General features: G+C 25.9%; 12 protein-coding genes and 4 pseudogenes. 12 read left to right on the top strand and 4 right to left on the bottom strand.

Annotated features, from left to right (window positions below):
• The first annotated feature begins 172 nt into the window (after positions 1-172).
• Together HNP68_RS05560 and HNP68_RS05555 are read left to right on the top strand one after the other, a co-directional pair.
• Positions 173-1,003 (top strand): hypothetical protein, encoded by an 831-nt coding sequence (locus tag HNP68_RS05560; RefSeq protein WP_183221276.1) that lies wholly within the window; start codon positions 173-175, stop codon positions 1,001-1,003.
• Between the two features lie 209 nt (positions 1,004-1,212).
• Positions 1,213-1,797 (top strand): hypothetical protein, encoded by a 585-nt coding sequence (locus tag HNP68_RS05555; RefSeq protein ID WP_183221274.1) that lies wholly within the window; start codon positions 1,213-1,215, stop codon positions 1,795-1,797.
• Between the two features lie 824 nt (positions 1,798-2,621).
• Here the strand turns inward: HNP68_RS05555 and HNP68_RS05550 are convergent.
• Both HNP68_RS05550 and HNP68_RS05545 read right to left on the bottom strand, forming a co-directional pair.
• Positions 2,622-2,853: pseudogene (locus HNP68_RS05550) on the bottom strand (helix-turn-helix domain-containing protein); the annotation flags it as partial.
• Between the two features lie 161 nt (positions 2,854-3,014).
• Positions 3,015-3,566 (bottom strand): P52 family lipoprotein, encoded by a 552-nt coding sequence (locus HNP68_RS05545; RefSeq protein WP_183221272.1) that lies wholly within the window; start codon positions 3,564-3,566, stop codon positions 3,015-3,017.
• A gap of 376 nt (positions 3,567-3,942) precedes the next feature.
• Between HNP68_RS05545 and HNP68_RS05540 the strand changes: the two are divergent.
• Positions 3,943-4,254 (top strand): annotated as a pseudogene (locus HNP68_RS05540) (CRASP family complement regulator-acquiring lipoprotein).
• Between the two features lie 195 nt (positions 4,255-4,449).
• Positions 4,450-4,632 (top strand): annotated as a pseudogene (locus HNP68_RS07290) (ERF family protein); the annotation flags it as partial.
• A 136-nt stretch (positions 4,633-4,768) separates the two neighbouring features.
• Here the strand turns inward: HNP68_RS07290 and HNP68_RS05535 are convergent.
• A complete protein-coding gene (locus HNP68_RS05535; protein ID WP_183221270.1) occupies positions 4,769-5,590 on the bottom strand; it encodes a virulence associated lipoprotein in 822 nt (273 codons plus the stop codon).
• A 156-nt stretch (positions 5,591-5,746) separates the two neighbouring features.
• On the opposite strand from HNP68_RS05535, the gene HNP68_RS05530 reads away from it, so the two are divergent.
• Entirely contained in the window at positions 5,747-5,956 is a 210-nt protein-coding gene (locus HNP68_RS05530; protein WP_183221268.1) for a helix-turn-helix domain-containing protein, read from the top strand.
• Between the two features lie 437 nt (positions 5,957-6,393).
• Complete coding sequence (locus HNP68_RS07765) at positions 6,394-6,585, top strand: transposase (RefSeq protein WP_420703296.1); 192 nt, start codon at positions 6,394-6,396, stop codon at positions 6,583-6,585.
• Between the two features lie 393 nt (positions 6,586-6,978).
• Here HNP68_RS07765 and HNP68_RS05520 read toward each other — a convergent pair whose 3' ends face one another.
• Positions 6,979-7,860 (bottom strand): P12 family lipoprotein, encoded by an 882-nt coding sequence (locus HNP68_RS05520; protein WP_183221266.1) that lies wholly within the window; start codon positions 7,858-7,860, stop codon positions 6,979-6,981.
• Positions 7,861-8,318: 458 nt separating this feature from the next.
• On the opposite strand from HNP68_RS05520, the gene HNP68_RS05515 reads away from it, so the two are divergent.
• The 6 genes and pseudogenes from HNP68_RS05515 to HNP68_RS05490 form a co-directional block, all read left to right on the top strand.
• Positions 8,319-8,909: an isochorismatase family protein gene (locus HNP68_RS05515; RefSeq protein WP_420703295.1), complete on the top strand. Its 591-nt coding sequence runs from the start codon at positions 8,319-8,321 to the stop codon at positions 8,907-8,909.
• A 135-nt stretch (positions 8,910-9,044) separates the two neighbouring features.
• A complete protein-coding gene (locus HNP68_RS05510; RefSeq protein ID WP_183221264.1) occupies positions 9,045-10,124 on the top strand; it encodes a plasmid maintenance protein in 1,080 nt (359 codons plus the stop codon).
• Between the two features lie 2 nt (positions 10,125-10,126).
• Entirely contained in the window at positions 10,127-10,690 is a 564-nt protein-coding gene (locus HNP68_RS05505; RefSeq protein ID WP_183221262.1) for a DUF226 domain-containing protein, read from the top strand.
• Complete coding sequence (locus HNP68_RS05500) at positions 10,666-11,424, top strand: ParA family protein (protein ID WP_183221260.1); 759 nt, start codon at positions 10,666-10,668, stop codon at positions 11,422-11,424. The genes HNP68_RS05505 and HNP68_RS05500 overlap by 25 nt, the downstream gene beginning before the upstream one ends.
• 16 nt (positions 11,425-11,440) lie before the next feature.
• The gene (locus HNP68_RS05495; RefSeq protein ID WP_183221258.1) at positions 11,441-12,022 is read left to right on the top strand and encodes a chromosome replication/partitioning protein; all 582 of its coding nucleotides are present in this window, start codon (positions 11,441-11,443) and stop codon (positions 12,020-12,022) included.
• A gap of 427 nt (positions 12,023-12,449) precedes the next feature.
• Positions 12,450-13,293 (top strand): annotated as a pseudogene (locus tag HNP68_RS05490) (RNA-guided endonuclease InsQ/TnpB family protein); the annotation flags it as partial.

The following is a 13,293-nucleotide window of genomic DNA, read 5'->3' as shown; positions in this document are numbered from 1 at the left end:
GAAAAAACTTGATATTATAAAATCAATATTTGATATGCTAAGAAAAAACTTGATATTATAAAATCAATATTTGATATGCTAAGAAAAAACTTGATATTATAAAATCAATATTTGATATCAAAAAATCAATACTTGAACTTACAAAATTTGGAAAATAAAGTATAATATACATATGAAATTTCCCAAATTTTTTCTAAAATTCAAGTCTTCTAAGAATATGGAAGATAATAAGGAAAAGCCAATTTGCGAAATTAATCCTAAAGAATTTATTATGATCAGTGAACATCTTATGCAGACTAATAGTACGACACACAAATTACTTGGAATTATTATGGCTTCTGGAATTCCATTGACTGATTTGAAAAACCCAAAAATCAAAACCCCCTACAACTTTAACTCCAATGTACTTTACTATACACTAGATAACCAAGTTGCATTGAAAACACACCCTTTAGTCGACCCTAATGAAATTGCACAATATATCCAAAATCTCAACAAAAGCGAATTGTTATCTATTAGTGCGGGCGCAATTAACTATGTAGCAAGAAATATATTTGGCTTCAAAATCAATACCAAACAACTGAAAATTGCCTATTCTTTGATTGTAAAGTCTAAAGACAAACTACAACCACACAACAAATATACCCTAAATCCAGGGAATATCCGAATAACTGAAAATCCGTGTATCCAAAATTTGGCTGAAAAAGTCAAGTACATCAAAGAATTCAAGCCTATACGACCCCACACAATGAATTTGAACACATATAGAAATAGTGCCAACAAAAATACATCTACTATTGCTAATTTGATTTACGATTTTTTTTATGAAAAAGAGTCTTGCAAAAATTTGCATAACCAAAAAACACAAATTAACGCTGAAACAAAAAATTTGCATAACCTAAAATCATACATCAATGTCAAACTAAGAAGTTTAGGGATTAAAGAATTTGATACAAGTAAATTACAAAAGCGAATTTTTTCTAAAATATTCTTGATTGATTGAGTAAAAATATTTAGCGTAAAGGTAACGCTTAGCCTTACCCATGGAATTTTTTTCATTTTCCAAAAAAACATAAATTTTAACCCTAAAAAGTCCAAAAATTAACATTTTTAAGTTGAAATTTACAAACACAATTTGCAAAAATCAACACTTATTACTATAATAATAAGTGTTGATTTTTGCAAGTCAAAAAGGGGGGGGGATTAACAAAAATGCGTAAAAAATCATTAATACTTGTTTTTTTGCTGCTCTTTTCTTGTAATTTAAGTAAATCTGAACAAAATAATCAAATAAGCGAATTAGATACACAAAAAATAAAAGAATATCAAAAAAATGAGTCTCAAACAAATATTCAATTTTTAAGCGAAATTAAAGCACTGAAATTTAACAGTACAAATACTATTACTACAAAAGACTCAACAGTCACTTCCAATACAGACAGTCCGCCCCACACCACAACTATCTTAAAAATAGAAAAACAAAATGATGGAAACATTATTATTAGTGAAACAAATAGAAAATTATTAGAAATTCAAAAAGACAAAATTTATAAATTTAAAGAATCAGTTCAATATGGAATAAACTTTGAAGAAGTAAAAGATATTAGGGAAAAACAAAATAACAATGTTTCTACTCATTACCTTGCTTTAGAGGGTTATAGAGAATATATACAGTTTATCCTACCCTTAATAACTACTAAGTCTAATGATAATAATACTAATAATACAAGTAGTTATTTTAGAGAAACATATATAATGAAAGCAAGTGATCTATTAAAAATAATCGACAGCCTATGAAAAACTAAAATTAAAAATTAGGAATATTCAAGAACTTAATTTTCAAATATCTTAAAATATTTGAGATTTTCAACCCGCTAAACCATTAATAAAGTGAAGTGATTTACATGTTTTTTAATGGAAAAATTTGTACAATCTAAAACTGTACATTAACGCCGACCTAAAAAACTGGGGATTAAAAAAAACACTAGTAAATTGCAAAAGCGAATTTTTTCTAAAATATTCTTGATTGAGTAAAAATTTTGGGTGCAAACATGAAAAATCAACTAAGTCAACTACCCAAGCTACTAATCAAATTAGAAACACTTATGTTCACAATAGATCTAACAAACAAACAAATAATTTAGTCAATATACTCCATAAACAATTTTGAAAAAGTATAACGAACTAATTCAACAATTTGGTATAGCCCAATATACACTAAAATCATTAGAAAAAAATCTCAACAAACTAAAAAACATAAAAGTCATAAGTCATAGCTAGATTTTATACTAGCGATATGAATAATCATGTTCTAGTCTATTGCAAACCCAATTATCCAATACAAGATGTTACACCAAAATTAAGGAACATTATGGGTAATAATGCTTAGCTTGAACTAAATATGAGTGAAAATTCTAGTAAATTACAAAAGAGAATTGTGTCTAAAATCTTTTTGATTAAGTAAAAATTTAGTAATTAATCGCAATAACAAAAGAATTATGGTGTTTTATGTATACTGTTGTACTGCTATTTTCTATAATATTTGATTTATAAAATAGCAGTTCACTTACTTTTTAAATTTCTCTAAAAACATTACTATACTCAAAATATAAGTCAAGTTAAGCATTACAAAAAACCAACTTACCAACTTCCTTTAAGAATGCAAAATTTTTCTTTATATTTACTCGGATAAGTAATAGGACTTTGTTTATTATTTCCATAATAATCTTTCTTATCGCTTAACATTTTGTTATACAAAAATCTTGCACATCCAAGGACTTTTAAAAAATATTTCTTTTGATTGGTGTTAGGATTAGGATATACTCTGTACTTATAAGCTTTATTAGCGCTCATTATTTTTTAAAATAATTATATTTTAACTTAAGTTACAAATTCCTATCCACCTAAATTTCATAAAAATCATAGGTGGGAATATTCTTTGTAATTTTTCAAATAAAAACATTATTACTAAAAAAATGAAAATTTCTAAATTTCTTACAATTAAGCGCCAAAAATCATCCTAAAGTATTCTTTTCTATTTCTTTTTTAACCTTAAAATATTGTTGATCTATAGTGGGCCTACTAGGGATAACATAATCACCTACTACTTCACCAGAATACTGAATATTTGTAGAATATAACTCTCTTATACATGAATATAGCCAATAAACGTCCCTTTCAAATTTATCATTTTGCTCATTCTTAACTATACTAAATAACCTAATAAGGTCTTTAGATCGCTCAGAGCCCAAATCTAAAAAAAACTTATTAAAATATTCATCATTATATTCAAACACCGGGGGTACACCACGATAATTAGGATCTTTTAAGCTGATAGGATCTTTTAATCTGATTAAGGTCTTTTTTATATCAATTAACAAACGATGCTCAGGCACATATAATTTTAAATTAGAAAATTTACCTTCAGTAACAATCTCATTAGGCCCTGCATCGTAACTTTTTTCCAAATTCTCAAAAAAAGTTTGAACAACTTGCTCTTGCCTATCGGGCAAATGGCAACTCAATAAAGCCAATATCATTATGCAAGCGCCAACCAAAATCTTCATACACACTACTCCTTATCTTACTACTAAGGTAATATATAAAAAACTCTGCTAAAATAGATTCATCTAACAAACAAGCATATACCAAAATTCTCTCTTTACAAAATATTATAAAACCTTTGGCAATTAAAATATTTTAAATACAATACTAATACAATAATGTATTAGTATTGTATTGTATTATAAGTAAGGAGAGTATTTGTGAAATATAATATAATTGTAAGCATGTTTGTTCTTTTATTTTTAACTGCATGCAATCCAAGCTTTAATACCAACCAAAAAGAGATTAAGTATCCCTATAGTAAAAAGAAATTAAAGTCCAATAAAAAAATTTTCAGAGATTATAAAGTTATCAGACGAACAAGGTATATCTACCCCCTTGAGCATATTTGGAGGACACATTGAAGAAACTATTGTTTATCTATATCCCAAAAAAGACAATCTGGATAAACTAGACATTTCGGATTTAGAGAAGCTTAAAAATTTGTTTGAAAAATTATTATCTATAAAAGAAATTTTCTCAAAAATGATAAAATAAATTATATCGGATTATCAAAATGATAAAAACTCTATAAAAACAGATGCTAATAAACTTGGCCTTTATATAAAGAAAATTACCGAACAATTAATAGAACAAGAGAAAAAAGCGGAAACCCTAAAAAATGAAACACTTTCAATAAAAAACTTTTAAATCATATTAAAATCAAAATAATATAAAAGCCTATCCTTAATAGGGGATAGGCTTAATTTTTGATTATAGACTACAAAAAACCTTTTAACAAAAAATATATTAACTTAAGTTTTTAGTTGATTAATCAAATAAGGAGGAACTTCAAAATGGCAGAAGTAACAACAAAAAAATAATCAAGAAAATATATAAAATAATATACAAGCAGAAATTAACTTCATAAAAGATAGGAAAACCCTAAAAATGAATTTACCAGGTATTGACAAAAATCTTAAAGGATATGGATACAAATATCAAAATTTCAATTAAATAGTAAGAGAAATAAAAACCGTTATTAATAAGCATAATTTAGAACTTTATTTTGGGCAATTCCCAACTTATAGAGTTGTAGGGGGGCAAAACTGAAGCAAAGCTTGTGGACCATGCTCTAGTAGATGACCGTTCTTTAGAACCTAAAAAGCCATCATGGGATGAAACAAGAAGCTATTTCTAAAGCAAAGATTACAAAAATAACAGTTCACTTAAAGATATTATATGACAATATGACATCTCGCAGATTGTCTGCCTCTGCAACCTTTTTTTCCATTTGATTGCTCAACGTATCTATATAAGATGTTCTCTTAGTGAAATCTGTTTTTATAGAATTCTTATCATTTCGATAATCTAACAAAAGTTGTTTTGATTCTTCTGAGGCTATTTTTATTATAGACAATAGCTTTTCAAATGATTGTTTAAGCTTTTCTAAATCTGAAATATCTAGTTTTTCCAAAGTATCTTTTTTGGGATATAAATGATCAATAACTTTATCAAAGGTATCTCCAAGATAGGCCAAGGGGATGACCAAAGCCGGTACCCGGTTTCCCGGTTCTAGAATGCTTGAAAATTCTTTTAAGTCCTTAGTATCAATATTTAAAATGGTATAAAAATTCCTTCTATAGTTTCTAGATTGTTCAGAATTGCCGGATATAAGTTCTTTACCAGAACCCAATTGCATTGCTCTGAAAGCTACCCCATATCTGTCATCGGGCTCTTTTTCCATTATTTTTATATATTTTTCTTTGTGTGCATTAGCTACTTTTATTAAATTGTTTAAATTATTAAGTAGTTTATTTTTTATTTCTTTACTTGGGCCTTCTTCTTGTTTAGGAACTACTTTTGTACCAGGCTTTAATGCCTCTCCAATTGGAAAGCCCTCTTCTTTCTCAGAGTTTCTTTCTGTTTTGGGTTTTACTGTATTTTTATTAGATGGACGCTTAATATTCTTTTTATTCATGCCAAAATCTGGGGTGCAAGCTAAAAATAGTAAAAAGAACATATTTATAATTATAAGACGTTTCATGAATATTCTCCTTGAATGTCGTTCAATCTTTATTATAATAAAATATTTAATTACTTTCAATAAGTAGAATTTGATTAATTAAATTAAAATAATATTAGAATTATCACAATAATATTTTAATCACAAAGTTACAATTAATTAATAATTAAAAAAATAATGAGCGCCAATAAAGCTTATAAGTACAAAGTATATCCTAACACCAATCAAAAGAAATATTTTTTAAAAGTCCTTGGATGTGCAAGACTTTTGTATAACAAAATGTTAAGCGATAAAAAAGATTATTATGGAAATAATAAACAAAGTCTTATTACTTATCCGAGTAAATATAAAGAAAAATTTTGCATTCTTAAAAAGAATAAGATTTAAGATTTAAGATTTAGAGATGCATTTATATCCCTATCATCCAAAACAATTACTCTTGATATAATCAAGTCTAAAAATCTGTAATACGCTAAATTTATATCAAAAACATTAAATTTGTATAGTAATGCAGACACATATGTGTGACATAGCCGTCATATCACTAATTATTGTTTATAAATAATTGTATAGCAAAAACTTTTTTTGCTAATTTTTTACAAAAATTTTTTCAAAAAAATTAGAGCTTAGCTATATTCTCTTATCAAAAGAACTAAGAATAATAAAATTATTAAAAATGTAGTAGTAGAAAAAGATGATGATGATAAATATCATATTTCAATAGCAGGTGAGTGCTTAGATAATAAAAAGAATGTAGTTGGTATTGATATAAGTATGAAGCATTTTTTGGTAAGTAGTGAGGGTGAAAAAATCAATAATCCTAAATATTTGCCAAAAATGAAAGTAAACTTAAAAAATATCAAAAAAACAAAGGGGATTCTATTAATAGAGCGAAATATAGATTAAGGGCTGCCAAGTTACATAGGAAAATTTCAAATCAAAGAAAAGATTTTTTATATAAATTATCTTATTATTTTGTAGATAATTATAAAAATATAGTAATAGAAAGCTTATAAATTAGGAGTATACAAACAGGAACTGCCTGAAGTAAAGCTTATGAGCCATGCTCTAGCGGATAGCCGCTCTCTTGTAGAACCTGAAAAGCCATCATAGGGTGAAACAAGAAACTATTTTTATAATCTTTGATTTAGAAATAGCAGTTCACTACTATATACTAGATTCTCAATCTATCCTCAGTATCAAAAATATTTGATACTTTCCAAAAAGCTTTAAAACAATACATTCATAACCAAATTTTTAAAATATTAAAAATAGCCATCCTTAAATATACCCGTTTATAAAACACAAGAGAGGATCATTCAATAAAAACCTCTCTTTCAAACACTACTACTAGACATTAGACAATACAAATTTATACCCTAACACACATATCTCTTATGTTTTAAAGATTATCTTAAAGCAGACTTTGAATCTTCAACAAGAGCCTCTATTTCCTTCTTTATTCCCATTGCTTCAATTAGCTTTATAGAAGAAGATTCTAATTGATTTAATGCACTTTCTGCTTCCATTCGTGCCTGCCTAGCTACTAAATCGCTGTCCCTTTCTCTTGACCAGGAACTTCTACGTTTATCTTTTAATCTTTTAGTAATAGCTACTCTTAAAGTACTTTGGGACTTCTCAAATAAAGATTTTGAAGATACTCTCCCGATAAGTCCACTATCAACTTGAATCCTAAACCTATCAACATTCGATCTTGCCTTATCCAATTGATTGCGCAATTGAATTAGTCTTTGTCTCTTATTATTTCTAGGATAACTCTTTATTTTATCCTTAAGTTCTGAGAGTGTATCATAAAAACTGGATTCTAATTGCTCATATTCATTTTGTAATTTACATGCGTCCAAAACTAGCTTAGCAAATTCAACGCCTCCAAGAACCCTCTTTACATTACTAATTGCTTTATCTGCTTCCTTTTCTTCATTGGTAATTAAAACTAAATCCCCTTCCTTTGTCTCTATTTCTTTTTGATGAGGATAATATGGAGAATTTAAAATAACTGGAATTCCCACATTATCTACATTAACAGAATCTAAAGAAACATCCTGCACAACTTCTTTTACTCCTTCTTCTGGCTGTTGTTTAACAAAAGTTGATTGACTTACTTCACCCTCTTGCTTTTTCTCAAATTTTTGATTGATATCCTTAGAATTTAGATCTCCTACCTTTTTGTTTTCTCTTACTTTAATAAGCAGTTCATTATTGGCATTTATATCACATGCTAATAAACTCAGCAATATTAACATATATATTACCAAAATTTTCTTCTTCATATCTATTCTCTCCTAAATTAGAGCACCACTTAATTCTTAATTCATACAACTACTGGGAAATATATAACATTTACTATAAAAAGCGTTTTTCTTAGACAACTTTATTATGTACTTATTTTTTTTATTAAGAATTATTTCTTTTATTATTGACTTTAACATTCAAGGGTTCTCTTATTAAAAGCTAAAAAATATCATTTAAATTTATGGCAAATAATAGTTATTTTCAAATATAATCACACTGAAAAATGAAAATAAAATTATTTTAGACGGTTCTTGAGTAAAGATGGTCATTGTGTTTTAATTTGGATCGTTTTAAGGTAAAATTAATTGATACCTTGGATTTAATGATTGACGAAAATCATATTTAAAAGTATTACCTAATGTAGCAAAATTATTCTGCCATTAAAATATTTCCCAAGGAGGATTTTATTTTTAAAATAACAGAAAATAGTGCACTTATTTTAATAGATATACAAAATGATTTCTTAGAATCGGGTGCTTTACCAGTACCTAATAGTAACGAAATAATTCCCTTGATCAACCAACTTCAAAATTATTTCAAAAACATTCTTGCTACCAAGGATTGGCATTGTAAAAATCATGTAAGCTTTTTAAGCAACAAAACCGGAGGCATTTGGCCCATACACTGTGTCAAGAATACTTGGGGATCAAAGTTCCCTAACAGTCTAAATACAAAAAGAATAAAAAAAGTTTTTTTTAAAGGTAAAAGTCCATATTACGATAGTTATAGTGGCTTTTATGATAATTATATAAAAACTAAACAAACAGGCCTTCATTTTTATCTAAAAAAAAAATCAATCAATACATTATTTATAGCGGGATTGGCATTAGATTTTTGTGTAAAAGAAACAATATTTGATGCACTCAACTTAGGATTTCAAGTTTATCTAATACTAGATGCCACAAAAAGCATAACAACCACTCCCGAATTAATAATTCAGGAGCTTAAAAAGCTTAATGTATTAACTTGTTTTTCTAAGGACATCTTCGAAAGCCAAAGTAAGCTTAATCCCAAAAAGTTACCCTAAAAATATTTAAGCATGGAAAACAACTAGTTTATTTTTATTTTTATTTTTATTTTTTAGTGATAAACTTTACTAATATAAAAATTTGCTTTATTATATAAGAATATATAAAAACCAGCCGAAGTTGAGGAGGCAAAAGTGAAAGTTAATAAATCCCCACAAACAAAAAGTAAATATCAACACAAGCTTATTGCTTTAATTGCAACACTTGAATATGTCAACAAAACAAAAAAAAAATACTGCCAATCTGATATCCTTTATTATTTTAATGGGAACTTAAAGCGCAATGGGCAAAAAGAAGTTTCAATAAAAACGCTTAGAAACTACTTCTATAAATTAGAAAAGCTTAACATTACTATTAATTACTACAGACACATGGGTATTAATATGGGAACCGAAATCTACTATACTCTTAGACATTCTAAAAAAGAATGCTACAATATAATAAACCAACACTTCAGAGACAAAAAAAAAGAAAGATTCCAAAAACGAGTTAATTCATACATTAAAATAAATTATAGTAAAAAGGACAGTGTAAAAAATGGGGAGTGTTTCAATAATAAATATAATAAAGAAGAAAAAGAAAATAAAAAGGAAATGCAAATTAATAAACTAAAACTAAAAAAATATTCACAAAAATGTAATTTTAGCGAAGAAATTTCTTCTTTTATTATAAATCTTGGATTAAAAAAAGAAGAATCCATAAAGATTTTCAAGCTTATAAGTAAAGAAAAGTACTATTTCAAAAAAGGAAACGAAGATAATCCACAAAAATCGCTAAAACATAAAAGAAAAAATTTAATTTCAATTCTAAAAAAAATAAAAATAAGTTTAATAAATGAAGGTTACGATAAAGAAAAAATAGAAATTCAAATAAAAAACACATACCAAAAATACAAAAATAAACCTCACTTCATATTAGAACAAAACAAATACAAAGACTTTAGTAAGATCATAGAAAAAATAAAAGAAAATACCAAAAAATTTGAAATTAAAAAAAATAAAGATAATGTAAAAAATAACATTTATAACATACTTCTAGATCAACTAAGTTATAAAACCAACAAAATAAATTTGAAAAACAAAATTAAAGAATATCTAAATAAACAAAAAAACCTGGAATACAAAAAAATATTAAATAATCAGTACTATAATGAAATAACCAATTTAATAGAACAACAAAGTAATGAAAAAATAACTGTTTTAATTAAGAGTTAAAGATGAAAACCGTACTAGAAAAACTTAAAAACAAGAAAAAAGAAATAATAAGAGAAAGCAGAAAACCAGAAATTTTCATCAAAAAAGAAATTCTAAATGGAAGAACAATATACCATACTAAAGTGCTAATGGATCTATATAGATTCGAAATAAACAAATATAAAAAAAACAAATTTTTAATTCTTTTTAGAGAATTGTTTAATCAAGAAAAGCTAGAAGGACTCAATTTATTTTCCACAAAGGAAAATGATAAGTTTCTAGGAATTTTTTATGGGTATAGAAAACCTATAAAGAACATTATTACAAGATACAAATTCAATGGTACTGTAAAATCATATACATTTTCCAAAGTATACTATATAGAATTCAAATTTAAAAAAGGTAGCGTATTTTGCTATTTAAGGAGTCTTGCCAGACTAATAAAGAAAGAAAAGATAAATAAAAAATATTTTCAGACATTTATTGATATGTTAAATAGATTAGAAAAAGAGGTATACGAATTCTATCAAAAAGAATTACCAAATGGAGGAATCATAAACAAATGGATGGAGAAAATACCAAAATAATTGCCATTGGCTCAATTAAAGGAGGAGTTGGCAAAAGCACAAGTGCCATTATCTTTTCAACACTCCTATCTGAAAAATATAAAGTTCTTTTGATTGATACTGATCCACAAGCATCAACCACCAGTTATTTTTCAGATCTTTTAGAAGAACAAGGAGTAGATGTTTCGAAAAAAAATATTTATGAAGTACTAACAGATAAAAAAAATATAAATTCTTCCATCTTTAGGCTAAACAATAACTTATACATATTACCCAGTTACATATATTTATACCTTTTTTACGACGATAATATTCCCTTTAAAGAAACAAGGCTAAAAGACAATTTAAAACTATTAAAATATAAATACGATTACATAATAATAGACACTAGTCCTAGCTTAGGGATTATTTTAACAAATGTACTAGTTGTAAGCCATTACATAATAATCCCAATGACTGCCCAAAAATGGTCAGTAGAAAGTTTGCAATTATTAGAATTTGCTCTAAGAAGATTAAAATTAAAAATACCAATTTTCCCAATGGTAACTAATTTTAAGAAAAATAATACTTATAAACACTTATTGGAATTAATAAGCAAAGATGATAAATTTTTAGGACTCATTCATGAACGCGAAGACTTAAATAAAAGAATAGCAGAGAATGATACTTTTGATTTAAACAAAGATTATATAAAAGAATATAAAATTACACTTAAAAAATTTTTCCAGTTAACGGAAAAATTTTTAACTTCATAACAAATAAGGAGATAAAATGAGTGTAAAATTAAAATATATGAATATAAAAATAAAAGATCGCATCAATACTACAAAAAATCAAATTAAAAATGAAATTAGTTTTAACGAAGATAAAATTGAACGATTTCTCTTTTTAAAAGAAAGATTGGCGATAAACTTCCAAAAAGAAATTCATAATAAAATAGAAACAATGAAGATACTGAAGGAAATTAAAGATAAAGAATATTATAAATTAGATGGATACCAAAATTTTGAAATGTTTACTAGGAATTATAAAATAGCAAAAAGTCAAGCTTACGAATATTTAAGAATAGCAAATGCAATAGAAGAAGGATTAGTACAAGAAAAAGATATAATTGAAAACGGCATACAAAATTCTTTGTTCTTTTTAAAAGATAAAGAGGGTATGAAAATTAAAAAATCCAATCGAAACTTTATTCGACCATTAAGATTTCGGCTTAAAACAGAAAATGCATACATATATTATAAGTCAAAGGCAAAATTTACTAGTTTTTTGTTAGAAAAACTACTTAAAGATAAGGAAGAATTGCTTAATGAAATTATGAAAGAGTATAAGAAATATAGGGAATATAAGTGAAATACTATTTGTAAATCAAAGACTATAAAAACGTTAATTCACCAAAATTTAACATTTTGTTATACAGAAGTCTTAAACATTGAAATTTTTTCTAAAAGCATTTTTTTGATTAGTGTTAGGAGATATTGTATGCTTATAATCTTTTAAAAAGAACACATTATACTTAATTATTATCTCGTATTAGTTACCGAATGTGGATTTAAACGTAAAAATAATAGACTTTCAATTTCTATTTAAAAATAATATCCAATATATTTTCCATAAAGAACATATATTAAATATTATTTTGTAAAGAAAAGATGAAAGCTCGGCATTTATGCCTATAGTTGGTAACTAATACTAAGTAATAATTAATAGAATATACGCAGTGATTATTAAAAATTAGCTTGTGTGACATTATACACTTAAGTATAAAATAATAAAACATATGAGTGCTAATAAAGCTTATAAGTACAGAATATATCCTAACATCAATCAAAAGAAATATTTTTCAAAAGTATTTGGATGTATAAGATTTTTGTATAACAAAATGTTAAGTGATAAGAAAGATTATTATGAAAAGAACAAATAAGGTCTTATTACTTATCCAAGTAAATATAAAAATGAATTTCCATTTTTAAAGGAAATTGATGGTTTGGTTCTTTGTGATGCCCAAATTGACTTAAATTTTGAGTATAGTAAATTTTTTAGAGAAATTAAAAAAAGAAATAGAACACAAGGATTTTCTAAATACAAAGGTAAGAAAAATAGATAAACTTTTAGAACTAATAATCAAAAAAACTCTATAAGAATAGAAAATAATTATATAAAATTATCCAAAATAGGGTTTATAAATTTAGCCCTACATAGGAACATTAAGAGCAATGAAGTTATTAAAAATGTAGTAGTAGAAAAAGATACTGATGATAAATATTGCATTTCAGTAACAATTGAATGCTTAGATGTTAAAAGTAACGATAAAACTAAATGTAATAAAAAAGAGATAGTTGGTATTGATATGAATATGAGGCGCTTTTTAGTAAGTAGTGGGTGGGAGAATATCAATCATCATAAATATTTGCTAAAAAATGAACGAAAACCTAAGAAATATTAAAGGAAATTATCAAAAAAACAAAAGGATTCTAGAAATAGAGCTAAATATAGATTAAGAGTTGCCAAGTTGCATGGGAAAATTTTAAATCAAAGAAAAGATTTTTTACATAAATTATCTTATTATTTTGTAGTTAATTATAAAAATATAGTGATAGAAAATTTGTCAATTAAAGGTATGC

Origin of the sequence: Borreliella yangtzensis (genome assembly GCF_014201775.1) — a bacterium.
Lineage (GTDB): Bacteria > Spirochaetota > Spirochaetia > Borreliales > Borreliaceae > Borreliella > Borreliella yangtzensis.
The sequence above is the reverse complement of the archived record's forward strand: the minus strand, read 5'-3'. Positions and strand labels throughout refer to the sequence as shown.